This is a genomic window from Bacillus sp. MYb78, assembly GCF_002975115.1.
GTDB classification, from domain to species: Bacteria; Bacillota; Bacilli; order Bacillales; family Bacillaceae_G; genus Bacillus_A; species Bacillus_A cereus.
This window is the reverse complement of record NZ_PCOB01000002.1, coordinates 384,711-409,554: the sequence shown is the minus strand read 5'-3', so window position 1 is coordinate 409,554 and position 24,844 is coordinate 384,711. Positions and strand designations below refer to the sequence as shown.

The following is a 24,844-nucleotide window of genomic DNA, read 5'->3' as shown; positions in this document are numbered from 1 at the left end:
CCCCATTCTTTCATTTTATAGATTCACAAACACATTGTAGTAATGCTTCTACAGTGTACTCTTTCGGCACAATAACAGACGGAAAATAACGACTTGCCTCTTTTTCCGTAATAGGTCCTATACAAGCAATTGTACATTTTTTTGTCCATTCTCTCCAGTTTGCACCCTCAAGTAAACGAACAAAACTAGTAACAGTTGAAGGACTCGTAAATGTAATAATGTCTACTTCTCCTAACTTCAACGCTGCTATAAGCTCTTGCTTTTTTTCTACATTCACTTTCGTACCGTATACGATCAACTCATCTAGAAAAACACCAATTTCACGCAGTTTAACTGGTATTACATCTCTTGCTAAATTGCCTTTTGGAAATAAAATACGTTCGTTTCCATTTAATTCTTTTAGAAGCTCTTCGGCAAATGCTTCTGCAACAAATGAAGTCGGAACAAAATGAACTTGATAGCCCCTTTTTTCTAACTCTAATTTTGTTTTCACACCTACCGCAGCGATTTTAATGGTTAGTGGTAGTTTCTTTTTTAAACTATCTAGAAAAAAAGCTACACCATTTCTGCTCGTAAAAATAACCCAGTCGTATGAATGTAGCTGCTCTTCAATATGTTGAATTTGCCTATGAGACATACCTTCCATACGCAAAAGCGGAATTTCCAATGGAATTCCGCTCTTTTCTTTCACTGCTACACTCATTTGTTTCGCTTGATGCTGGGCACGTGTAATCAATACCGTTTTTCCAGCGAGAGCGTTCATATTTATTGTTGCTCCTTATTTGCAGCAAGAATGAGTTCTTTGGCGCCTTGTTTAATTAAACGGTCCGCGGCCTCTAATCCTACTTCTTCAGGATTAGTACCCACTACTGTCTCTTTTAATAAAACAGAGCCATCCATAGAGCCGACAAGAGCTGTTAATTCGATTGCATCGTTTTCTGTAAGGGTTGCATATCCAGCGATTGGAACTTGGCATCCACCTTCAAGTTTATGAAGAAATACTCGCTCCGCTGCCACTGTTCTTTCTGTTATCGCATCATTAATATGCGATAACAATTGCAATAAATCCTTATCATCCTCACGACATTCAATCGCTAATGCACCTTGTCCTACAGCAGGTACACATAACGCTTCATCTAAATGTTCTGTAATAACTTCATCATCCCAGCCCATTCTTTGTAATCCAGCTGTCGCTAAAATAATCGCATCGTAATCTTCTTCTTTTAATTTACGTAAACGTGTATCGATATTCCCGCGAATCCACTTCACTTGTAAATCTGGTCTCGCAGCGAGTAGCTGTGCACTACGTCTTAAACTACTCGTACCTAAAATAGCACCTTCCGCTAACTCTTTAAACGATGCTCCATTTTTTGAGATAAAAGCATCCCGAGGGTCAACACGCTTTGGTGTACAGCCAATCATTAAACCTTCTGGAAGTACGGCCGGCATATCTTTCATACTATGTACAGCCATATCGATTTCTTTCGTAAGTAACGCATGCTCAATTTCTTTAACGAACAAGCCTTTTCCGCCTACTTTTGAAAGAGTAACATCTAAAATAACATCACCTTTTGTGACAATTTCTTTCACTTCAAATTCATATGGTAGACCTAGCGCTTTTAACTGATCAATAAACCAGTTTGTTTGCGTTAATGCTAGTTTACTCTTTCGTGACCCTACAATAATTTTGCGCATAATTCTCTCTCCTCATTATAAATACCAAAAGTGGAAATTGGATAAACTGCTTAATAGAAAAATGTTTACTAGCATTACGAGAAACGATCCGATATTCCACTGTACAATTTTCTTACCTTGCAACACATCTGCCGCTCGTAAATATAAACCTGTGCAATACACAAATAGAACGACAAAAGATCCGATTACTTTCGTATCATACCAATGGAAATTGTCCAATTTTGTATATCCCCATATACACCCCAATAAAATTGCTAGTAAGAAAAATGGAACAGAAAATAAATTTAATCCGTAAGACGTAGATTCAAGCTTCGGTAAATTCCCTAACCTTCTTAATCTCGCATTCCACTTTTTCTTTTTTAATAGGCGATATTGCAGTAAATACATAATAGAAAAAATAAACGATACCGTAAACGTTGCATAAGAAATAATCGCCATTCCAACATGCACGTATACAAGTTCTGAAACTAATTGCTCTGCAAGTACTGGCGACATCTTTCCGAGCGGTGTAAAAATAGAAAAAGCGCTTACGCCAAATGCAACAACATTTGTAAAGAAGACTAAAAAGTCAACGCGCATAAATCGATTTATGACTAACGACATCGTAATCAATAACCAAACATAAAAATAAATCCCTGATAATAAAGTTAAAATGGGATTCGTTTCTGAATCTGTCGCCCTAAGCAACATAAAAATAGACTGCAATACCCATACAATCGAAAGTAACCAAAAAGCAAATCGGTTCGCCTTTCGGTTACTTTGGAAATAATCTATAAAATATAAACTAATGCTACAAGCATATAAAATAATTGCAATATGATAAATAATACTGTTATTTAAAAAACTCATCCGATCATCCTTCCAAATTATAAAGATGGAACGGATGGTGTCCACACTCTTTTATGTTCTACTTCTTCCGCACGACTCTCTACTTCTTCCGTTTCTAAATCAAAAATCTTTGCAAATAACGCTAGTTTTTCGCTCGCTCCCTCTTCAGCAGCTATTTCTTTTGCTACTAAAATTGGGTCTTTTAATAATTGATTAATAATACTTTTCGTATGCTTACTAATAACTTTTTTCTCACGATCACTAAGGTTTGGTATTTTCCGCTCTAGGCTTACCATCGTTTCACTTTGGATTGCAAGTGCCTTATCACGAAGAGCTGATATTAATGGAACAACACCAAGTGTACTTAACCACGTTTTAAATAGAACAATTTCCTCTTCAATCATAAATTGAATTTTCTCTGCTTCTTTCAAACGCTCAGCACGGTTTGCCTCCACTACTCCTTGCAGATCATCAATGTCATACAAGAAAGAACCTTCTAGCTCATCAATCGCTGGATCAATATCACGTGGCACTGCAATGTCAACCATAAACAAAGGACGACCAGAGCGCATTTTCTCCACCTTTGTCATCATCTCTTTCGTAATGACATACTCTGATGCACCAGTTGAACTAATTAAAATATCTGCTTCTAATAATGCACATTGTAATTCGCTTAACGATTTTGCATATCCCATATATTTCTCAGCCATTACTTCTGCTTTCGAAAGCGTCCTATTCATAACTGTTACTTTACGAGCACCACTTCCATATAAGTTTTGCAATGCAAGTTCGCCCATTTTACCAGCACCAAGAATAAGCACATGACAATCTGTTAACTCGCCAAATATTTTCTTTCCAAGCTCAACAGCAGCATAACTAACAGACATCGCACTTTCACCAATTGTTGTTTCTGAGTGGGCACGTTTTGCTAATGTAATGACTTGCTTAAACAATTCATTAAAAATTGTGCCTGTTGCTTTAACTTGTTGTGCTTCTAAAAAGCTATCTTTTATTTGGCCTAAAATCTGTGTTTCTCCCACTACCATAGAATCTAAACCGCACGTTACGCGGAATAAATGGTCTATTGCACCATCTTGTTCAAAAATAGTTAAATATGGTGCGACTTCTTCTATTTCAAGCTGAAACCAATCAGCTAAAAATTTCTTAATATAATACCGTCCCGTGTGTAATTGATCTACAACAGCATAAATCTCAGTGCGATTACAAGTTGATACAATGACATTCTCTAACACGCTCTTTTGATTTTGTAATGTAGTCATCGCTCGCTCTAGCTCTGCTGCCTGAAATGTGAGTTTCTCACGAAATTCTACAGGGGCTGTTCGATAATTTACACTAACAACAAGAATATGCACGCAGCATGTCCCCCTTCACCCGTTTTATCACTTTATCTACTATCATAATACAACTTTCCTCTTATGAATCTGACAATCGTGTGAACAACCGATTATTTTTTAATTATTCTCCGTATGTAATAAAGGAGATTCAGCAAACTAATAAAAAAACTTCTACTTTATAATGATTATAAATTAATAACTCTATTTGTACGTTACCAAAAAAAGTCCTCATAATCAAGTGATGGAAACTATTCCATATAAATTATAACATCATCTTTCCTATCTTCTTTCATCATGAAGGAAAATATGTATGATTGTTCCAAAATGTAGCAGACACTTTCTCAATACAATGTATTTGACATTTTATTTATTTTTCGTTATATTGATTTTACAAAATTAAATTGTGCACAACTTAATAAGAAGGGAGTTATGTATGACAGAGGACTCTTTGCATCTAGATAACCAACTTTGTTTTTCTATTTATGCCTGCTCTAGAGAGGTTACTCGTTTTTATCGACCTTATTTAGAAGAGATGGGTATTACGTATCCCCAGTACATTACTTTACTCGTACTATGGGAGCAAGATGGACTAACAGTAAAAGAAATTGGAGAACGTCTATTTTTAGATTCCGGTACGTTAACACCTATGTTAAAACGAATGGAATCATTAACACTTGTAAAACGTGTTCGTTCCAAAGAAGACGAGCGAAAAGTTTGTATTGAATTAACAGAACAAGGCAAAGATTTAAAGGAAAAGGCTTGTTCATTACCGACAACGATGGCTACAAACTTAGGAATTACAGAGCAAGAATATCGCTCTTTATTAATTCAACTAAATAAACTAATTGAAACAATGAAAACAATTAATGATGGAAAAGGGGAATAAATATGGATAAATTATATACTGCTTCAGTAACAGCAACAGGTGGAAGAAATGGGAAAGTAGTTTCAGATGATGGCATATTAAATCTTGATGTGAAAATGCCGAAAGCACTAGGTGGTGCAGGTGGAGAAGCAACAAATCCAGAACAACTATTTGCAGCTGGTTATGCAGCTTGTTTCGATAGTGCATTACAACTTGTCATTCGTACAAAACGTATGAAAGTAGAAAGTACAGAAGTAACCGCTCACGTTTCTATCGGAAAAGATACAGATGGTGGTTTTGGCCTATCTGCCGTGCTTGATGTACATGTCGCTGGCGTTTCACATAGCGAAGCACAAGAACTTGTAGAAGCGGCTCACGGTGTATGTCCTTACTCTAAAGCAACACGAGGTAATATTGAAGTTACATTAAACGTACGTTAACAGCTTATATAAAGAAAAAAACGCGCGACATTCGTCACGCGTTTTTTGTTTTTGTCATTTTATGAATTGCCTTCCACGCTTCTTCTTTTCCAAGTCCTGTTTCAGAAGAGAATAGAACGATTTCATCGCCAATTTCAACAGCAAGCGTTTCTTTTACAACTTTTAAATGCTTTTGCCATTTCCCTTTCGGGATTTTATCAGCTTTCGTCGCAATAATAATTGTTGGGATTTCATAATGCTTTAAGAAATCATACATCATCACGTCATCACTTGTCGGTTGGTGACGTAAATCAACTACTAATACAGCTGCGTCTAATTGCTTACGCGTTGTAAAGTACGTTTCAATCATTTTCCCCCATGCCGCGCGCTCCGATTTAGACACTTTCGCATATCCATAACCTGGAACGTCAACAAAATGCATCATCTCATTGATCAAGAAAAAGTTCAGCGTTTGTGTTTTTCCTGGTTTAGAAGAAATACGCACTAACTTTTTACGATTTAAAATTTTATTAATAAAGGAAGACTTCCCGACATTTGAACGACCTGCTAATGCAATTTCTGGTAAATCACTGTCTGGATATTGTTCTGGTTTAACAGCACTAATTACAATATCTGCTTTTGTTACTTTCATTGTTTCACTCCTACTAATGCGTGCTCCAATACTTCATCTAAATGAGATGCAAGCACAAACGTAAGGTTTTCTTTTACGCTCTCTGGAATATCATCTAAATCTTTCTCGTTTTCTGCTGGCAAAATAATTTTTGTTAAGCCTGCGCGGTGAGCACTTAATGTTTTTTCTTTTAAGCCACCAATTGGTAATACACGACCACGAAGTGTAATTTCACCTGTCATACCTACTTCTTTACTTACAGGAATACCTGTTAGTGCAGAAATAAGTGCCGTTGCCATCGTAATACCTGCTGACGGTCCATCTTTCGGAACTGCTCCTTCTGGAACATGAATATGAATATCATTTTTCTCATGGAAATTCGGATCAATCTGAAGCTCTTCTGCACGAGAACGTATATAACTAAACGCAGCTTGTGCTGATTCTTTCATAACATCCCCAAGTTTCCCTGTTAAAATTAGTTTCCCTTTTCCTGGCGCTACAGAAACTTCAATTGCAAGTGTATCGCCGCCTGCTGCTGTGTAAGCTAGACCTGTTGCCATACCAACTTGGTCTGTTTTTTCAGCTTGCCCATAACGGAATATGTGTTTACCAAGTAAATCAACAATCTTTTTCTCTGTCACAACGATACGTTTACGTTCTGCTGTAACGATAATTTTCGCTACTTTACGGCAAACTTTTGCAATTTGGCGTTCTAGCGTACGAACACCAGCCTCACGTGTATAATAACGAATAATTTCAAGAAGCGCTTCATCACGTACTTGTAAATTACCTTTTCGTAAGCCATGCTCTTTTAATTGTTTCGGCAATAAATGCTCACGAGCAATGTGTACTTTTTCAAGTTCTGTATAGCCAGCAATCGAAATGATTTCCATACGGTCAAGTAATGGACCTGGAATACTTGAAAGTGTATTAGCAGTTGCTACAAACATAACTTTCGATAGATCATATGGTTCTTCAATGTAATGATCACTGAAGTTATGGTTTTGTTCTGGATCTAATACTTCAAGTAATGCTGCTGATGGATCTCCACGGAAATCGTTAGACATTTTATCAATCTCATCTAATAAGAAGACTGGATTAACTGTTTTCGCCTTTTTCATACCTTGAATAATGCGTCCTGGCATTGCTCCAACATATGTACGGCGGTGACCACGAATTTCAGATTCATCACGCACACCACCAAGAGATACACGGACAAAGTTACGATTCAATGATGTTGCAATTGAACGCGCTAACGAAGTTTTTCCGACCCCAGGAGGGCCTACTAAACAAAGGATAGGTCCTTTTAATGAATTCGTTAACTTCTGTACAGCTAAATATTCAAGTACACGCTCTTTCACTTTTTCAAGACCGTAATGATCGTTATTTAAAATCTCTTCCGAATGAGCAAGATCAATTATATCTTCTGTTGCCTCTGTCCACGGAAGCGCTAATAACCAATCAATATAATTGCGAATAACACCACTCTCCGCAGAACTTGCTGGTAACTTTTCATAACGATCTAATTCTTTCAGCGCAGCCTTCATTGTTTCTTCAGGCATTCCTGACTGTTCAATTTTTTCACGAAGTTCTTCTACTTCTCCGCCCTTACCTTCTTTGTCGCCAAGTTCAGTTTGAATCGCCTTCATTTGCTCACGTAAGAAATATTCTTTTTGCGTGCGCTCCATTGAACGTTTCACTTGTTGCCCAATTTTCTTTTCTAGGCTAAGTAACTCTTGTTCATCTTGAATAATTGAAATAAGTGTATGTAATCGTTCTTTTACAGATACAATCTCTAGAATCTCTTGTTTCTGCTTCGTTTTAATCGGCAAGTGAGAAGCAATTAAATCAGCTAATCTCCCTGGTTCCTCTACATCAGCTACCGTTGCAAATGTTTCATTTGAAACTTTTTTCGAAACTTTAATATATTGTTCGAAATGCTCCAGTAACGTACGCATAAGAGCTTTCTCTTCTAAATCATCTTCTACTTCTTCAGTTACCGTTTTAATAGACACTTGTACTACATTTTCTTCTTCGATAAACTCTATTACTTCTGCTCTATGTAAACCTTCCACAAGGACACGAAGCGTACCGTTCGGCAATTTTAGCATTTGCTTTACTTTCGCCACTGTACCTACACTATATATGTCATCTTCTTTCGGATCATCGATATTCATTTCTTTTTGCATTGCTAAAAAGATGATATTTTCATCCATTGCCGCCTGCTCTAGTGCTTGTATCGATTTATCACGTCCTACATCAAGATGCAAAACCATCGTTGGATATACGAGAACGCCTCTTAATGGTAGGAGGGGCACGATTCTTTCGTTCGTATTCATACTAGACATAGCACCTCCATAATAAATTAAACTCCTGTTCAACTATTTTATATTACAATACACCTAGATGCAATTGCTGAGATTCCTCGCAATTGTAAATAGCTTGTTTTTCTACCTCACGAAAAGAAAAAAGACTCCGATTAAGCATACAAACTTAAACGAAGTCTGGCAAATTTTATTATTGTTTATTTTTACATAGATTGTGCATCTGTTTCGTCTACGTTAGTATGTACATCTAGCTCTCTATGCATATTTTCTTGCATAAACGTTAACTCAAATACTTCTTTTAATTTACGGACAGGAATAATTTCGATTCCCTTTATCGTATACAAAAATGGTTGCATATTTTCAGCAGGAATAATGACTTTCTTAGCTCCCGCTTTTTTCGCAGCTTTTATTTTTGCGTACACGCCACCAATAGGCTTTACTTCTCCGTGTATACTTATTTCACCTGTCATCGCTACTTCATTATTTACATATGTGCGATGCACCGCAGAATATACACCTGTTGCCATAGCGATTCCTGCAGAAGGTCCATCAATTGGGATACCACCTGGAAAATTAATATGTATATCGTATCCTTCTGGCAACACATCTAAAGAACGAAGTACTGTTAATACATTATCAACAGAGCCTTTTGCCATACTTTTACGGCGAATCGATTTCGTTTGACTACCAATACTTTCTTCTTCTACAATTCCGGTAACATTTACCGATCCTTTATCTTTCGCCGGAATTGCTGTTACTTCAATTTCTAATAACGCACCTGTATTTGGTCCGTATACAGCAAGACCATTTACAAGACCAATCCTTGGAATCGGATAAATGTGCTTTTCGTATTTCGGCGTAAGCTGACTTGAGTGAACAACCCACTCTATATCTTCATCTTTAATAAAAGAACGTTCTTCATTTATCGCCATACCAGCAGAAATTTGTACGAGATTAATCGCCTCTCGTCCATTTCTTGCATACATCCCAATCATTTCAATACCATTTTCACCTATTTGCATTTCCACTTTTTCCGCGGCGTTTTTCGCTACTTTTTGAATCTCTTCCGTATCTAATTCACGGAAAAATACTTCTAAGCAACGTGACCGAATAGCAGGAGGAATTTCCTCTGGCGAACGTGTCGTTGCTCCAACTAAGCGAAAATCTGCCGGTAAGCCTTTTTGGAAAATATCATGTATATATGTTGGGATCATCGTATTTTCTTCACTATAGTACGCACTTTCTAAAAATACTTTTCGATCTTCTAACACCTTTAACATTTTGTTCATTTGAATCGGATGGAGTTCGCCAATCTCATCAATAAACAAAATACCACCATGCGCATCTGTTACAGCACCTTTTTTCGGTTGCGGAATACCTGCTTGCCCCATCGCCCCAGCACCTTGATAAATCGGATCATGCACCGAACCAATTAAAGGGTCTGCGATACCACGTTCATCAAACCGAGCTGTCGTCGCATCAAGTTCAATAAATGTTGCATTCGTACGAAATGGAGATTTAGGATTTCGTTTCGCTTCTTCTAATACAAGACGTGCTGCCGCTGTTTTCCCAACACCTGGTGGGCCATATATGATTACATGTTGCGGATTCGGACCACAAAGAGCCGCTTTTAAGGACTTAATCCCGTCCTCTTGCCCTACAATATCTAAAAAGGTTGTAGGACGCACCTTTTCTGCTAGCGGCTCTGTTAAAGAAATCTCACGCATTTTACGAAGCTGTTCTAATTCTTTTTTCGATTCTCGATCAATTGAAACTTTTTGTGTTCGTTGATTTCGAAGTAAATGCCAGAAATATAATCCGACAATTACACCAAAAACAAGTTGAACAACTAAAAATATATTTGTCCAGCTCATTATTTATTTCCTCCCGCAATATTTTATCTCTTAGTATTTCCGCGGAGGAACGTAGCTAAACATAAAGAAAAACAGCAATTATAAAAATTGCTGTTTCCCTTTCGCATTATGCAGATGTTTTTGTATCAAGTACAGTACCGTCTTGTAACACCAATTTTGGCGGTTCATTATCAGCTACTGTTTCTTTTGTAAGAATACACTTCTCGATATCTTTACGAGATGGAAGTTCGAACATTACATCAAGCATTAAGCCTTCAATAATAGAACGAAGTCCACGAGCACCCGTTTTACGTTCAATTGCTTTTTTCGCAATTTCGATTAGTGCACCTTCTTCAAACTCTAACTCAACATCGTCAAGCTCCAATAGTTTTTGGAATTGCTTAACAAGTGCATTTTTCGGTTTCGTTAAAATATCAACAAGAGCATCTTCATCAAGTGGCTCTAGGTTCGCAATAACTGGAAGACGACCGATAAACTCTGGAATTAAACCAAATCTTAAAAGATCCTCTGGTAATACGTGAGATAAAACATGCTTCTCATTTACATCAGCATTTTTCTTCTCAGAACCAAATCCAATTACTTTCTCACCAAGGCGACGTTTAATAATCGGCTCAATGCCATCAAACGCTCCACCACAAATGAATAAGATGTTCGTTGTATCAATTTGAATAAACTCTTGGTGCGGATGCTTACGACCACCTTGAGGTGGAACGCTTGCTACAGTACCTTCTAAAATTTTCAGAAGTGCCTGCTGCACACCTTCACCAGATACATCACGTGTAATTGATGGATTTTCGGACTTACGTGCCACTTTATCAATCTCATCAATATAAATGATTCCTTTTTCCGCTTTCTCTACATCATAATCAGCTGCTTGAATTAATTTTAGTAAGATATTTTCTACATCTTCCCCAACATATCCAGCTTCTGTTAAAGATGTTGCGTCCGCGATTGCAAATGGAACATTTAGAATACGCGCTAACGTTTGTGCAAGTAATGTTTTACCACTACCTGTTGGCCCGATAAGTGCGATATTACTCTTCGCTAATTCTACATCATCAATTTTGCTGTTAGAATTAATGCGTTTGTAATGGTTATATACCGCTACCGCTAGTGCTTTTTTCGCGCTATCTTGCCCGATGACATACTCATCTAAGATTTCACGAATTTCTACCGGTTTCGGTACATCTTTGAATTCTACTTCTTCGTCCTTCGCAAGCTCCTCTTGTACAATTTCAGTACAAAGTTCGATACACTCGTCACAAATGTAAACACCTGGACCTGCCACTAACTTTCGAACTTGCGTTTGTGTTTTACCACAGAAAGAACATTTTAATTGCCCTTTTTCATCATTAAATTTAAACATATTTTCACACCCCTTACAAAGTGCTAACCTCTTGCCTTCGTATGTACACGATAAATGTATCGTATGTAAATACATATTATGTCACTACGTGGCGAGAAATACAAATAATATGACTAGTTATGTACAAATAAAAAAATTTTAAAACTTTTGAAATATGTATATTCGACTTGTAAAGGAACTTTTCCTTCTCCATCGAAAAGTTTTATAAATATATTTCTATATTTATAAAACAAGGCACGATTAAAATCGTGCCTTGTTATTTTATTATGCAGCGTTTTCTACTAAGAAGTCTACAGCTTTACGCACTTTAAGATCTTCAGCTAAAGCGTCTACGCTTCCAAGAGCTTGCTTGATAGCGTCTACTGGCATACCGTACATTTCAGCCATTTTTTCAACTTCTGCAGTTACTTCTTCTTCAGTAACTTCGATGTTTTCAGCTTCAATGATAGCTTCAAGAACAAGATTGATTCTTACACGTTTTTGTGCATCTTCTTTCATTTGCTCTTTTAATTTGTCAGCGTCAGTACCTGTGAATTGGTAGTAAAGCTCAAGGTTCATACCTTGTTGGCTTAAACGTTGCTCGAATTCACGAACCATACGATCTAACTCAGTGTTGATCATAGCTTCTGGAATTTCGATTTCAGCGTTAGCAGCAGCTAATTCTACTACTTCGTCACGTACTTTGTGCTCAGCTTCGTGCTTTTTGCCTTCTTCTAAGTTTGTGCGAAGTTTTGCTTTTAATTCATCAAGAGTTGCAACCGCTTCGTCTGCTTCTTTAGCGAACTCGTCGTTTAACTCAGGAAGTTCTTTTGTTTTGATTTCGTGAATTGTTACTTTGAATGTTGCTGGTTTGCCAGCTAATTCAGCAGCATGGTACTCTTCTGGGAATGATACTTCAACGTCTTTAGACTCACCAGATTTAAGACCGATTACTTGCTCTTCGAAACCTGGAATGAATGTACCAGAACCGATTGCTAGAGAGTAGTTTTCGCCTTTTCCGCCTTCAAATGCTTCGCCATCAACGAAACCTTCGAAGTCGATTACAGCTGTATCACCGTTTTCAACAGTTCCTTCTTCTTTAACAACTAGTTCAGCTTGACGCTCTTGTAAAGATTTTAATTCGTTCTCTACATCTTCGTCAGTTACAGTTGTTTCAACTTTTTCTACTGCTAAACCTTTGTACTCACCTAATTTAACTTCAGGTTTCACTGTAACTTTTGCAGTGAAGATAAGGTTAGCATTTTTTTCGAACTTCTCGATGTCGATTTCAGGATGATCAACTGGGAAGATACCAGCTTCTTCAATCGCTTCACCGTATGCTTTTGGTAAAATAATATCTAAAGCATCTTGGTATAAAGATTCAATACCAAAGCGTTGTTCGAATAATGGACGAGGCATTTTTCCTTTACGGAAACCTGGTACGTTAATTGTTTTTACTACTTTTTTGAACGCAGCGTCGATAGAGTTGTTTACTTCTTTAGCATCAACTTCGATTGTTAAAACGCCAACGTTACCTTCTAATTTTTCCCATTTTGTAGACATTTATTCTTTCCCTCCAACTATAATAATGTATGCACATACCTCTATAGATTAAGATCTTCATTATCTCTTTTTTGAAATAACAAATACACAAATAATCCTCTAGCAAAAGCTTTCAGATATAATGTTCCAATCTACTAATTGCCCAGAAGACAACTACGGTATATTTTGTTCGAGAATAATATGAAACATATTAAGTAAGAGAATTACACTTCTCTTCTCTTACAAACAGGCAGATTTCTGCCTTTTGCAACCCTTACATTATAACATAGAATATGCTCGTTTCAAGAACTGAACGATTCTTTTTCATAATTATACGGGCAAATATCCTTCTCTTTCAACACGTAATAACCATTGATAGGCAATATGAAACTCTTCCAATTCGATATTATATGCTGCCATAAGCTCTTCTTCATCTATAGCCAATCCGAAACGCTTTCTTCCAATTCTCTCTAAAACAGCTGACCAAATCTCTTCTTTATCCATTAATAGAGCGAATGGGAAAACGCTAATTTGCAACTCTTTCCAATATGTAACCATTGCTTCAAATATATCGGGATAATTTTGCTCTAATCGGCTTGATAATTTATGTATAATGTTATTGGATTGCTCCTCATTATGACCTGTAAATGCTGGAATCACCTTAATCGTATTTCCAAACTTTTCTACCTCTATTTCTTCTTCTACCTGACTTTCTATCATTTTATACAAAATAGAAGTTTTCAAATAGGGGTGCTGCTCTTCGTCTATTAAAAATTTCTTTAAAACAGGTAATGCAAGATCTAAGTCTTTTAACGAAAGTCGCTGAATCGCTCTTAGCTTCTGTCCAAAGTTTTCTCCAAAAATTTCATTAGTAAACTCATCCAATTCAAAATTTGAATCCACTAGCGATGCGTCTCCCTCATTTAGCATACCTTCTGCAAATAAAGCAAGCTGCGCTAATTTTTCCTTTTGATCAGGCATTATATCTTTCGTTTGTAAAACCTTTTCAACAGTTTCAATAACACCTTCATAATCATTTGTTTGAACTAAAATAGTTACGTACGTTTCAAGAATATCACCAAATAAGACAACTCCTGTTTTAAGCAACTGTTCACATTTGTCTTTCGCTTCTTCCATACGTTTTAATTCGAGTAAACAAATAACTGAAGCTAATTCCGTTTGTTCCGTTTCCGCATTATACTGACGTAATATTTCAAAGCAACGCAATGCATCTTCGAATTCCCGCTCTTTCAGCGCTAAAAAACCTTCATCAATATAGCGCTCTGATAGTTGTGGAAACAATACGACCGTATTTTCTTTTTTATCCATACGTCCGCCTCTTTTTCTTGATTTTAATTATGTTCAAAGTAAATATATCAAATGAGTAATGAGAACACAACATCCCTAAACTATTTGTTTTAAATATGAAAATATTTAATTTTTACATTCCAATACGAATAAATTTCTACTAAAAATTAAAATTGTACAAATAAAAATCCCCAGCAACAAGCGCAGAGGATTCATCATTAATGGAAAGCTTTTATAATTGTGGGGTATATTACAAGGGTAATAATTTGGAGAACAATAATTGCCATAACAATCATGCTAAAATAGAAGATTGGTTTACTTCGCTTCATTAAAAACATAATAATAAGCATCGTACAAGCAAACAAACTTAAGAAGAACAAACTTGTTGTCGAACTAAGTATACCACTTGGGACAAAGAACAATAACACTACACTACAAGTACCTATAATTCCAAATAACCATTCCATTCATTCACTCATTCCCTTTCCCTCTCATGGCTGTTTTCTCTAAGCGATCAAATGTTTCACAACATCAACTACATACGTTAATTTCTCATACGCTACAAATCCAAAAGCAACCGTTAAGCCCGTTACAACTAATCCTTTCATCATTTCTGCCTCCTCGTTTTATCGTTGTTATCTTCATTATAAAAGATTAGCAATTTCTTACCATCGAACTACCTTACAGTTACCTTACAGAATTGTAAGATTCCAAAAAGAGATTGAAAAACACCTCATATCGCTTGATGTGCTTTCACGGAATTTCTCTATAATCACTTGCAAAATTAACTTTTTTCTCTTGGTTATTTTTCAGCGAATAGACTCTTAAACTAATAGATTCACTAAATAATTTAGAATCAAAATAATTATTCGTTACTTTTCTTAACTTACCTTCAGATATTTTCGTATTACAAGAAAACAACGGGTGAAAATCGTGTTAATATATTTTTGTACAATTAAGAATTTAATTTACAAGGGGGATTATATATGTTTAAAAAAATGGCGGCAGATGTATTAGGACTAAGCGATGTAGGTTCTGTCATTACACCTAAAGACTATGATAAGGTCGATGCTGATGATTATGTGATGCATGAAGATGGGGAGAAAATTTATTTTCTAATTAAATCCAAATCAGATGAATATTGCTTCACAAACAAAGGGTTAATTCACTTAGACGGTACAAGCGCAACAAGCAAAAAACGTACACTGCGCCGCTATAGCTATAGCAAATATCAAATTAAAAACGTAGCACTTGAAACTGCAGGAACGATTGATTTAGATGTAGAAATTAAGTTTCAAATGGGCGATGAACATTACTCAATTGATGTTCATAAAAAACATATTGAAGAATTAAAAGATTTATATAAGGCTTTACTTAAAATCGAAGAAATTTCATACGACAACGATATTACATTACAATATGCACATAAAAGTTTAGATATGGCATCTAATGCCTTTAGCCGCATTTCAAACGCACAAGTAAATTTAGCAGAGCAATTTAAAGAAATGAACGAGATTGCCTTTAACTGGCTTGTTGATACGAAGAAACAATATAATGTGAAAGATTATGGTTTTGTCTTTGACAAGTTTATTAACAACTAATTTAAAATACACAAAAAACCTTGTTATCAAAAGATAACAAGGTTTTCTTAGCACCCCAGGAGAGATTCGAACTCCCACTCCGGCCATTTCCGTACTATTTTATATATTTTGATCGCAGTCTTAATATATCTTCGCCCTCGCGAATGCCTGCCGATCCCTTCCTCACATTTTTTACAACAGTCCAATTCGGGTTAGTTTCATCACCAATGTTCTGTACTGTAAAGTTGCCGTCACCATATTTTCGGTGACCTTCTGCCAATTTCTCCGTTAAATCATTCTCATTTGATCTCGCCATCTTTGCGCCATCTCCCTTTTTTATACGACCTTCTTAAACCCTCTAACCAATCACAGGTCCAGTCAATTGGAGATTCTCGTTTTCCGCTTCTATTAATTGTAACACACTGCCGGGGATAAGTTCCGATAACTGCTGCTCAATCGTACTAGAATGGTAAAAGTTTTAGAACATTCTAAGTAAAAAATTAGGATAATACGGATATGGATTTGAGTTCCATCATAAGCCTATTGATTCTTTAAATTAAATACTATGAGGAACAGGGCGCATAAACGGCGCTCCTTTTATTTAAGAAAAAGAATTACATATACAACTGCTTAATATCGAAGGAACGGTTACAGATATTAAGAATGAGCTACAATTATAACCCAAACTAGACGCGAAACTTATAAGTAATCACTTCTTGTGAAAATATTATAGGAGAAGCAGGGATGGTATGGTACAAATAAAAGTAACACCTGAACGTCTAGAGCAAGTAGCCAAGACGGTAAAGAACGTACGGTACACCTTAGAACAAATACATAATGATTTATACAATCAAACAGAACATATTGCCGCAAACTGGGCAGGAGCAACTAGCCAACATTTCTATCAAATGTTTAACGAAGCTAAACCAAAAATGTTCACAGTTTTAATGGAATTCGATAAAATAGCTACCGAATTAGAAAGAGTTGCGGAAAAATTCCGCAAGGCAGATGCTGAGTACGACGGCAATCTAGTTGAAAGTGAGATTATAGCTAATACTCCTTCTTCAGAAAATAACAACACATCACCTGGTGCATCTTCTTCGAAAAAAGATGGTGAAAGTTTAGAGAAAGTTACTAGAGACCTAGTGGGCGAGTTATCGGGAGAATACGATGTACGACGTGTTATAGAAGGTGTTGATCCCGATACTGGCGAAAAACTTTCATGGTGGGAACGCACTGGTGCTGGTGTCATGGTTTTTGCGGGGCTTACGCCCGTTGGTAAGGGAATAAAAGTAGTCAAAGGCGCAAAAAAGTTTCCAATGCAATAGATGCAGCAGCCACACTAGAAAAACAACGGAAAACTTTAAAAGCTAATAGCTTAGCAGGTAAAGAATACGAAACAAAAATGTTCGAGGTTATAAAACAACAAAAACCTAAATCTGAATTGAATGAACAAATAACCGTACAAACAAAATCGGGCGTACGCACTCGTATAGATATAGGAGGCAAGGACGTAAATGGCAAGATTGACTTAGTAGAGTTAAAATCTTCACCTACTGCACCTCTTACTAAAAATCAGAAAAAAGCCTTCCCTGAAATTGCGGAATCAGGTGCAATAGTTAAAAGTAGGAACAAACCACCATTTGAACATTTAGAAGAGATCCCACCAACGAAAATAAATGTAATAAGAAAAGAAGAATAAGGAGGCTTTTATATGGCATTACATGATACGGATCAAGTCGATTTAGTTTTAATAGATGAGGATAATAAAGATAATGTATACTTAACAATCTTTGATGCTTTAGAGTGGAATAAAAGCGAAGAACTTGACGATGAACACATTTTACTTTTACAAGACAAAATCAATACATATTTAGGATTCATTGAAAGTGATGAAATCTACGAAAAAGTTCCAAGTACAATAGGAAGAACACATTTCATTATACAAGTGTATTCGCAGAATGAACCTAGTTTTTACGGGAAAAAGTTTTATAATATTGTAAGTGAACAATTAGGAGAATCTGGATATGGATTTGAGTTCCATCATAAACCTATTGATTCTTTAAATTAAATAAGAGGAATAGGGCGCATAAATGGCGCTCTTTTCTTAATGTACTTCCATCCATAATAAATAATAATTATCATATATTGCGTTATATTTTACACTTCTTGCACATACATCAATTTGTAGACAAACAAAAAACCTTGTTATCAAAAGATAACAAGGTTTTTTTAGCGTCCCAGGAGAGATTCGAACTCCCGACCCGTCAATTACCTATGATATATAAACGATTCTTTCATCGCTTGCTGAACGTTCATTTGTGCGGTCAACTGACCGTTTTTGTTAATTAATATTATACGCTATATAGTAGTTTTGCGTCAATGTTAAAAGCACTCTTATTCTATCGATTCCCTCTCGAAAATTCTGATGCATTTAGATGATACTATATCCACTGGAGAAAAGATAATTGCCTTAAAACCGCAATCTCGGCGAACCTTTACGCAATTACAGCCGAAAAAAGACGCAGATTATAAATCCCACGTCCCTCTCACCGTTATTACACCTTATATTTCTCAAAGAACTCACGAAGCGCAATCTCTATAATATCATCACGATTGATTCGAAGCACATCTTCGGCTATACCTAATTTCGAACATGTCTCCTTGCCGAGATACACCGTCCTACTAACCTTTTCTTTCGACCCACTTTTCCTAATACGCTCATTTAACGAATGAATCGAATTAGTATTCTTCTGTGCCAAAACCTTTTCCTTTTGTTGCATTTTCCGTAGCCCACTTACCTTTTTTTTCTTAAGAGTATTATCTGTATTTTCCGCCTGCGTATCGTCAGTGCCTGTTATAAATTCTCGGATATCCGCTTTTAAAGGTGGTTCGCCTGCACCCGCAAAATACCAACCTCTGCCACTATTTCGACTATATTCATAACCTGCGGCTTTTAATGCTTTACGCAACTTTTTGTCATTCATATCAATTTTTTCCGCCACTGCCACAGTCCCATTCGCTTTCAATTCATTCACTATATATTCCACATTCATATTTATTCCTCGTTTCTTTTTAGGATTATATTTAAGTATATAATTTCGCAAGTTGCTAAATTATTATATTATTCAAATAATTAATTTCATTTTCTAAATATAACACATAAAAATAAAAAATGTAACGAGTCTGCTGTCCCCTCAATTTCATCATTCTCCTAATCTATTTAAATCGCCATAGAGCGCATATAAGCGTATAAACTGTTCATCACATTAAATCTAATCGCCTAGAATTGCGTTTCTCAACATCGTAGTTTTTGAATGTAAGATATAAAAAGAAAGGCGATGCCATTAAACACCGCCATTCGTTTCACGCAAGTCTATTAATTCGAATTCAGATGCCTAGACGTCGCCATACCTCGAACAATAGTTTTCTCTCGTGGTGCGTCGTTCCCTTTCGGCTGAATATCTCTCGATGTCATTTGGGTCGTTACCTTTTGCGCATCTTGTTTCTTCATATTATCTCTCCCCTTCGCTTAGCCGTTTAACTTCTTTTTCTAACTCTAGCACTCGCCCAACCGCTTTTAGTAGTACAACGTCTGAAAGCGATGCGCCTTCGTCCTCTTTTGTGATTCTATCTATTTCCGTGTGTGCCGATGGTACTAACTCTATCTTGCTTCGTAATGCTTCGCCGATATCCTCGACAATGTCCGTATTATGTAATCTTAGCGTTGTTTTGTTTACTTTCGTCATGTTATCTCTCCCCTTCTTCTTCCAGCGATCCGTTTTAGATTGCGAAACTTAATTCGTTGCTTGTATAACCTCGGTGGCGTCGTTCGTATTCGTCAACCCCCGCATTTCCTTTATTGACTTTCTTTACTATTTGCCACTCGTTAGTCTTTGCGCATCGAATTAAATTAAATCCGTCACGCCCGTGCAAATGCGCTCCTACTCGTAGCATTATGTTTACGTCTTCTTTATCTGATTTTGTTAGTTGGTCGAGAATATGTAGAATTGCTTCGCCTTTTCTTTTGCTCATTCCGTTTCCCTCCGATTAGTAGAATAGGTGGAGCGATATCGTCCGCCCCGTTACGTTTGTTATTTCGCATTAACTACGACATCGTTTGCCGTACCATTCTTCGAGAATTTAACAGTAATATCATTACCGTACTTCTCGTTTAGTGCGTACATTTGACGCTTAATGTTGTCGTGATTGATTTGCTCGCCTTTTGTTGCTTCGATTTCGATGATAGTTTTCATAGTTTCGTTTCCCTCCAATATATTTATAATTTACGAGATAGGCGAGGGCATAACGCCCTCTTCCTGTCTTACTCGCTATATAGGTCGTGACCGAATCGTTTATGATTCTCAATCTTGCCTTCTACGAACTCGACTGTTTCCGAATGTTCTTCGAAATACTTCGCGGGATTATTTACATATTTCCCTGCAACGTGTCCGATATTTTCTGTGATAGCTGTTTGCGTTTGACCTACCGCAAATGCAACCTCTCTCATTTCGTTAATATCGTTTAGTTGCGCCTTGATGCCGTCGAAATCGTCGACCTGTGACGCCCGTGCTAGTTTCTTGGACATCGTTAGTAGTTGCGGACGGATATGTGCTAGATTCTGACTTTTGCCGACCATTTCCGCTAGTTGCCCAGTTAGATATCCCTGTAACTCGTGCGCCGTCTTTCCATTCTTGCTCGCTAGATTTACCATTTTCTCTAGGTATTGCATTGATAGTTTTTCGTCGACTGATAATAACACCTTCGTTTTTAGGTCGCTGATTTCCGCATCATATAAAATACGGTCGCTTTCCTCTAGGTCTTCGAATTGCGGTGTTAACTTCGCTCGTACTTGCTTTTCAGCTTCATCTAGTAGTGCGTCGTATTTCTCTCGGCGCTCTTTCATTTCAGTCATTAGCACATATTCAGCAACTTTCTTTACTCGCCCTTTCTTCGCTTGCTTGCCTTAGAACGTTAGATTTGCGTCTGTATCGATTTTACTTGTTGTTTCGTATAGTCCGCCTTGACCTCGTACCAGTTCGACTACGAAACTAGGTGTAGCACTTTTGATTTCTCTTGCTTCTACGATTAACTCATTGATTGATTTAGTGTTTGTCATATTAATACATCCCCTTAATTAGTTTAGTTTGGTTTATATCTGCATGTGTTTGAATAGCCTTTTGCACCATTTTATGAAATGGCTGCTGGCGATCCGTTTGCTCTTTTTTATTTCGTGTGTTGGCATTTTAACGCTCACACCTCTTTGCCTGTATACGTTTCTGAATATCTTCCGCCACTTCTAGCAACGGCATATTATAAATGAGTGTCGATTGTATAACCTGTAAGTTTTTCGCACCTACTAACGACTCGATTCGTTTAATGCTTGCTAGTTTCGGTTGTACGTGACCGCATTCCCAGCGATTCACCGTTAATTCCGACACGCCGATAAGTCGTGCGAATTCATTTTGTGACAATCCTATAAGTTGACGAAGTGCTTTGATGTCTCTTGCTCCCATTTTCCTATACCTCCTGGCATTGTTAATTACATACTGGGGTTTTGTGTTCTCCATACTTAGCGGATAAATAAAGGAAAAGCCCGCCTATGCATCATCTAATCGTATCCGCTCGTAGTTCCCTACGTTATATATTGGGGACTGAGGGTATATAATTTGCATACCCACCGTAATATTTTTCTATTTTATTTACGGTAAATGAAATTATCTCCGCTTCGTATGTATGGGCGCACCTTCTCACTTGTTCTCGGTCAGTTTTACGCACTCATCTCCTGCGCTTGCACCTTCTTATAGAATTCAGCGATTTCCATGCGTCCCTTCGTCGTAATGTACGTGTTAGTAAACATAACTCCCGACCACTTTGCCACTCTCGTTTGTATACTGAACCAGCCTAGTCCCTTATACTTTCCAATCGGTCGATACACTTCACCTCTCGACTTATGACCCAGTACGCCATGTACTTGTAGGAATTCACGCAATGCTTGTGCGGACAGTCCATCGATTCCTTCTGCGACCTCACCAAACGTATATACTTCATCAGATTCGATGAATGCCGATACCTTTTCGCCTAGTGAATCCCTTTCTTCTGTGACTTCGTTTAGTTTCGCTTCTACTTTTGCGATATGGCGGTTTTTATATTCGATGATTTTCGCATTAACTAAGGCAACGGCTTGTACGTCACCGTTCATAAGTGCCCTCGCTAGTTCCATTTGTAACTCTAGTTCGTTATTGATTTCGGCTACTTTGACCTCTTTGCTCACCTTCTCCTCGATATTTAGTAACTGGGTGCGGACTTCCCTCGCAACTTCGCTATCTCGTAGCAACATGCCGATACGAAGAATTGCGCGTTTAGGATATAGCCCAATCGTTGAATATGGAATTTGTGTCGCCATTCCATCAAATTCTATTAGAATGTGACCTTTTTCTCTCGTAACTTTAGCCGTAGACATCATGTCGGTGGCTAAATTCTCCGCCAACATTTTTCCTGTCATGGTCGTATATCCATCTTCGCGAATTTCCGCAATGTGTCGGGTATATATCTTTTGTATAGTCTTAACAGGTACCTCGTAGAATTCCGCAATCTGTCTATTCGTTGCAAATTCCATGTTAGGAAGTAATAGCAACCCTTTGACCTTTTCTAGTACGCCAACACGCCCTGCCAGTTCGTCACGTTGCGCCTTTGATTCGATTAGTTCATTAACCTTTCCTTGTACTGCATCCTTATTCATTACTAGTTTTAATTCCATCTTTAGTCTCTCCCTTAGTTAATTTAGTCGTTTTATAAGCACTTGCTCATCTTCCTCTAACACTTCCCGCCGTTCCACTCGATAATTATCGGAACTTTTTTCGGCTTCCTATGCAAAGAATGCCCCGCTTGTTGTCTAGGGATTTCCTTTGCGACCTTCTTCGGCTCATTTGTCTTCGCATTAACTCGTACCACGTTATTACCTTCGATGATAGTCACACCGTCACTCGAGTTCTCGGCGGTGCTTCTTGTCTTCCTACGCCGTCGGCGACGTTTCTTCGTTTTCATTTCCGCTTTCTTCGACTCGGGGAGGTCAAGATAACGATACTCCGACTTCGGTATGCGGATGTAACCGTAGCACATTGCGCATCACTCTCCTTTAATAGTAGTTTTATATTTTTTGCGCCACGGATCGCCCTTGAATTATTCCCACTTGCTTTCTTTTTTCTTTTCTTCTCGCCTTTTAAAATCACGTTCACGCTTTTCTGTAATCATTGCGTGATTCTTTATTAACCGCTTTAGCGCTTGCGGGTAGCGTGTAAATAGTTCTTCGGGCGGTAATGGTGTGAGCGGTCTATATTCGTTACTACTTCCGATACTTGTGCGCCTTACTTCGATTAGTCCCACGTCTTTTAACGCTTTTAGCGTTCCTACTACGTTACGTATGCTCTTTCCCGACTGTAAGGCGAGAACATATTGAGATGGGTACGACTTACCTTCGCTCGCATTATAGAAATCTATGATTAATTGATACATAAGTATTGCCGAGTCCTTTACGCCGTAATCCACCATATACGAGTAATAACGCAAATAGTGGGGCATCTTGACGAATGTACGTGGGTGCTTTCCCCTCTCGTCGAATTCGTGGGAGTTTTCCGTCATCTTTTTCGGTGCGTCCTTCGACTTATCAAAGACGTGTTGCCCTAGCCCTTGCTTTTTGTATCGCTTCGTGATTTCACTCGCTGGCTCTTCTAGTTGTTCCTTTGTGAATTGAATTTCTTCGCTGATATCTTCGATAGTGTCGCCATTGATTAACTTAGTTATGATTGACTTCATGTTGATTCCTCCCGTTACAATTGGTATTTTATGTATTCCTATATTTGCGTATGGGATTACACTTATTTGCGTATGGGATTACGTGAAATTCGTTTGAATTCAGTCGTAAATTTACCCATATTTGCACGGATACAAGATTTATCTATTAACGATATTTATACGAATGAGATTATATATATAACGAGAGTTATATATCTGTCTTACTTCGTAAGAGCGTAGCTAAAGCTAACGCAATAATAGTAATAACGTAAGTACTTTATTAAAAAGATTGCCACGCATTACTAGTAGAATAGAAAGGGGGCTGGGCGCTAGGGAAGATCGCCCGACCAGTGTTTGTAATTGACGCCGTAGTGGGGTGCGTCGTTTTACAATTACATAGGGGCATCACACCCACGAAAAAGGTTAATTCGATATAATCTTTTTCTATTCACTTATATAAACGCTGTCCCTACGTATCTATTGACGTACTCATATACGTCCATAAGGGCGGACTACATTGCGATTTAGTGGGCATCGTGACGGAATGGCAAGGGCTTCACTAGATGATTGCGTTTAACCCCTCGGTTCAAAAATGGTGTGCGCTATTTGTAGGGGCTTGCTTCAGGGGTATCAAGGGGGTGGCTTGGAGGGGAGCGAGTTTTCGAGTGATGGGCGAGTGATTTGGTCACGTCGTCCTTATCGTTCATCAGCGAGTCAAAGAAGTGCTTCAAAGACTTCGCAAAAGTTTTGAGACTCAAAAAGAAACGAATTCGAATCACAAAAGCAAACGCAAAGAAGTTCGAAACTTAATTCGAATCGCAATCACAATCGAAACTTAATTCGAAGAAGAAAGAGAGACGAAATCATTTACGAATTCGATTCGAATTACAATCGCAATCACAATCGAAGAAGAAGACAACGAAGAAGAAAGCAATCAAAATAACTTCGCAATCTTTTCATTATTATTTTGAATTGAATCGCAAATACAATCGAATCAATCACAACGAATCAATCACGCACAACGTTCATATGCTCATCGTGAGCACGGCAAGCCACGGCATGATGAGTGATACGCTGTACTATATAGTACGTGTACGTAGCCTATTGCGTTAAAGGCGTCAGTCAAGCCGAATAAGAGCCGTTAGCTACTTCGAATTTTTATATTGATTGAACGTGTACGAGCGATCATGTGAGCGCCGTGGTATTGTGGTGTGGTACGTCGGGTATGCAAGGATAGGCATACCCCTGTTGGTAATATAGTGCGGGCTGTTGGTGATGTGG

28 protein-coding genes are annotated in these 24,844 nt (G+C 37.6%); 6 read left to right on the top strand and 22 right to left on the bottom strand.

Annotation, left to right across the window (positions count from 1 at the left end; translation table 11 throughout):
* Nucleotides 1-10 precede the first annotated feature (10 nt).
* The 4 genes from hemD to hemA are packed head-to-tail and all read right to left on the bottom strand — an operon-like array spanning nucleotide 11 to nucleotide 3,896.
* On the bottom strand, nucleotides 11-763 hold the full coding sequence (gene hemD, locus CQ064_RS06100) for a uroporphyrinogen-III synthase (protein ID WP_000992351.1): 753 nt from the start codon (nucleotides 761-763) through the stop codon (nucleotides 11-13).
* A gap of 2 nt (nucleotides 764-765) precedes the next feature.
* Nucleotides 766-1,695, bottom strand: a complete 930-nt coding sequence (gene hemC, locus CQ064_RS06095; protein WP_001226397.1) for a hydroxymethylbilane synthase — start codon at nucleotides 1,693-1,695, stop codon at nucleotides 766-768.
* 15 nt (nucleotides 1,696-1,710) lie between these two features.
* Entirely contained in the window at nucleotides 1,711-2,544 is an 834-nt protein-coding gene (locus CQ064_RS06090) for a cytochrome c biogenesis protein (protein WP_000009005.1), read from the bottom strand.
* A gap of 17 nt (nucleotides 2,545-2,561) precedes the next feature.
* Nucleotides 2,562-3,896 (bottom strand): glutamyl-tRNA reductase, encoded by a 1,335-nt coding sequence (hemA, locus tag CQ064_RS06085; RefSeq protein ID WP_000547870.1) that lies wholly within the window; start codon nucleotides 3,894-3,896, stop codon nucleotides 2,562-2,564.
* Between the two features lie 415 nt (nucleotides 3,897-4,311).
* On the opposite strand from hemA, the gene CQ064_RS06080 reads away from it, so the two are divergent.
* Nucleotides 4,312-4,764, top strand: a complete 453-nt coding sequence (locus tag CQ064_RS06080; RefSeq protein WP_000133921.1) for a MarR family winged helix-turn-helix transcriptional regulator — start codon at nucleotides 4,312-4,314, stop codon at nucleotides 4,762-4,764.
* A 2-nt stretch (nucleotides 4,765-4,766) separates the two neighbouring features.
* Complete coding sequence (locus tag CQ064_RS06075; RefSeq protein ID WP_000359774.1) at nucleotides 4,767-5,183, top strand: organic hydroperoxide resistance protein; 417 nt, start codon at nucleotides 4,767-4,769, stop codon at nucleotides 5,181-5,183.
* Nucleotides 5,184-5,217: 34 nt separating this feature from the next.
* Here the strand turns inward: CQ064_RS06075 and ysxC are convergent, their stop codons facing one another.
* The 7 genes from ysxC to CQ064_RS06040 form a co-directional block, all read right to left on the bottom strand.
* A complete protein-coding gene (ysxC, locus tag CQ064_RS06070) occupies nucleotides 5,218-5,814 on the bottom strand; it encodes a ribosome biogenesis GTP-binding protein YsxC (RefSeq protein ID WP_000869118.1) in 597 nt (198 codons plus the stop codon).
* Nucleotides 5,811-8,141 carry an endopeptidase La gene (gene lon, locus CQ064_RS06065; protein WP_000097288.1) on the bottom strand — a complete coding sequence of 777 codons (2,331 nt, stop codon included), beginning with the start codon at nucleotides 8,139-8,141 and terminating at the stop codon, nucleotides 5,811-5,813. Before lon ends, ysxC begins: the two co-directional genes overlap by 4 nt.
* A gap of 182 nt (nucleotides 8,142-8,323) precedes the next feature.
* Nucleotides 8,324-9,994: an ATP-dependent protease LonB gene (gene lonB, locus CQ064_RS06060; RefSeq protein WP_000119173.1), complete on the bottom strand. Its 1,671-nt coding sequence runs from the start codon at nucleotides 9,992-9,994 to the stop codon at nucleotides 8,324-8,326.
* A 106-nt stretch (nucleotides 9,995-10,100) separates the two neighbouring features.
* Nucleotides 10,101-11,360 (bottom strand): ATP-dependent protease ATP-binding subunit ClpX, encoded by a 1,260-nt coding sequence (gene clpX / locus CQ064_RS06055; protein ID WP_000472289.1) that lies wholly within the window; start codon nucleotides 11,358-11,360, stop codon nucleotides 10,101-10,103.
* A 264-nt stretch (nucleotides 11,361-11,624) separates the two neighbouring features.
* Complete coding sequence (tig, locus tag CQ064_RS06050; RefSeq protein ID WP_000105215.1) at nucleotides 11,625-12,902, bottom strand: trigger factor; 1,278 nt, start codon at nucleotides 12,900-12,902, stop codon at nucleotides 11,625-11,627.
* Between the two features lie 309 nt (nucleotides 12,903-13,211).
* On the bottom strand, nucleotides 13,212-14,210 hold the full coding sequence (locus CQ064_RS06045; RefSeq protein WP_000358255.1) for a hypothetical protein: 999 nt from the start codon (nucleotides 14,208-14,210) through the stop codon (nucleotides 13,212-13,214).
* A gap of 197 nt (nucleotides 14,211-14,407) precedes the next feature.
* The gene (locus tag CQ064_RS06040) at nucleotides 14,408-14,656 is read right to left on the bottom strand and encodes a hypothetical protein (protein WP_001983650.1); all 249 of its coding nucleotides are present in this window, start codon (nucleotides 14,654-14,656) and stop codon (nucleotides 14,408-14,410) included.
* A 519-nt stretch (nucleotides 14,657-15,175) separates the two neighbouring features.
* On the opposite strand from CQ064_RS06040, the gene CQ064_RS06030 reads away from it, so the two are divergent.
* Nucleotides 15,176-15,790, top strand: a complete 615-nt coding sequence (locus CQ064_RS06030) for a PH domain-containing protein (RefSeq protein ID WP_000473872.1) — start codon at nucleotides 15,176-15,178, stop codon at nucleotides 15,788-15,790.
* A 94-nt stretch (nucleotides 15,791-15,884) separates the two neighbouring features.
* Here the strand turns inward: CQ064_RS06030 and CQ064_RS06025 are convergent, their stop codons facing one another.
* Entirely contained in the window at nucleotides 15,885-16,085 is a 201-nt protein-coding gene (locus CQ064_RS06025) for a hypothetical protein (RefSeq protein ID WP_000124460.1), read from the bottom strand.
* Between the two features lie 433 nt (nucleotides 16,086-16,518).
* On the opposite strand from CQ064_RS06025, the gene CQ064_RS34015 reads away from it, so the two are divergent.
* From CQ064_RS34015 to CQ064_RS06015, 3 genes are all read left to right on the top strand, one after another.
* On the top strand, nucleotides 16,519-17,097 hold the full coding sequence (locus CQ064_RS34015) for a WXG100 family type VII secretion target (protein WP_003271952.1): 579 nt from the start codon (nucleotides 16,519-16,521) through the stop codon (nucleotides 17,095-17,097).
* A gap of 77 nt (nucleotides 17,098-17,174) precedes the next feature.
* On the top strand, nucleotides 17,175-17,471 hold the full coding sequence (locus tag CQ064_RS34010; RefSeq protein WP_003271950.1) for a hypothetical protein: 297 nt from the start codon (nucleotides 17,175-17,177) through the stop codon (nucleotides 17,469-17,471).
* Nucleotides 17,472-17,483: 12 nt separating this feature from the next.
* Nucleotides 17,484-17,840 carry a DUF6572 domain-containing protein gene (locus tag CQ064_RS06015; RefSeq protein ID WP_001173693.1) on the top strand — a complete coding sequence of 119 codons (357 nt, stop codon included), beginning with the start codon at nucleotides 17,484-17,486 and terminating at the stop codon, nucleotides 17,838-17,840.
* A gap of 487 nt (nucleotides 17,841-18,327) precedes the next feature.
* On the opposite strand, the gene CQ064_RS06010 is transcribed toward CQ064_RS06015, so the two are convergent.
* From CQ064_RS06010 to CQ064_RS05975, 10 genes are all read right to left on the bottom strand, one after another.
* The gene (locus tag CQ064_RS06010) at nucleotides 18,328-18,825 is read right to left on the bottom strand and encodes a hypothetical protein (protein ID WP_001100287.1); all 498 of its coding nucleotides are present in this window, start codon (nucleotides 18,823-18,825) and stop codon (nucleotides 18,328-18,330) included.
* 459 nt (nucleotides 18,826-19,284) lie between these two features.
* Nucleotides 19,285-19,518 carry a hypothetical protein gene (locus CQ064_RS06005; protein WP_000170096.1) on the bottom strand — a complete coding sequence of 78 codons (234 nt, stop codon included), beginning with the start codon at nucleotides 19,516-19,518 and terminating at the stop codon, nucleotides 19,285-19,287.
* A gap of 34 nt (nucleotides 19,519-19,552) precedes the next feature.
* A complete protein-coding gene (locus tag CQ064_RS06000) occupies nucleotides 19,553-19,804 on the bottom strand; it encodes a hypothetical protein (RefSeq protein WP_000044269.1) in 252 nt (83 codons plus the stop codon).
* Between the two features lie 59 nt (nucleotides 19,805-19,863).
* Nucleotides 19,864-20,025, bottom strand: coding sequence for a hypothetical protein (locus CQ064_RS33365; RefSeq protein WP_000848813.1), 162 nt, complete (start codon nucleotides 20,023-20,025; stop codon nucleotides 19,864-19,866).
* Between the two features lie 68 nt (nucleotides 20,026-20,093).
* On the bottom strand, nucleotides 20,094-20,684 hold the full coding sequence (locus CQ064_RS05995; protein ID WP_000138117.1) for a hypothetical protein: 591 nt from the start codon (nucleotides 20,682-20,684) through the stop codon (nucleotides 20,094-20,096).
* 51 nt (nucleotides 20,685-20,735) lie between these two features.
* On the bottom strand, nucleotides 20,736-20,888 hold the full coding sequence (locus tag CQ064_RS33360) for a hypothetical protein (RefSeq protein ID WP_015055192.1): 153 nt from the start codon (nucleotides 20,886-20,888) through the stop codon (nucleotides 20,736-20,738).
* Between the two features lie 127 nt (nucleotides 20,889-21,015).
* On the bottom strand, nucleotides 21,016-21,285 hold the full coding sequence (locus CQ064_RS05990; protein WP_000501236.1) for a helix-turn-helix domain-containing protein: 270 nt from the start codon (nucleotides 21,283-21,285) through the stop codon (nucleotides 21,016-21,018).
* Nucleotides 21,286-21,539: 254 nt separating this feature from the next.
* Nucleotides 21,540-22,274, bottom strand: a complete 735-nt coding sequence (locus CQ064_RS05985) for a phage antirepressor KilAC domain-containing protein (protein ID WP_228528763.1) — start codon at nucleotides 22,272-22,274, stop codon at nucleotides 21,540-21,542.
* A gap of 311 nt (nucleotides 22,275-22,585) precedes the next feature.
* A complete protein-coding gene (locus tag CQ064_RS33355) occupies nucleotides 22,586-22,723 on the bottom strand; it encodes a hypothetical protein (protein WP_003271945.1) in 138 nt (45 codons plus the stop codon).
* A gap of 228 nt (nucleotides 22,724-22,951) precedes the next feature.
* Entirely contained in the window at nucleotides 22,952-23,584 is a 633-nt protein-coding gene (locus CQ064_RS05975) for a hypothetical protein (protein ID WP_000835777.1), read from the bottom strand.
* Between the last annotated feature and the right edge of the window lie 1,260 nt (nucleotides 23,585-24,844).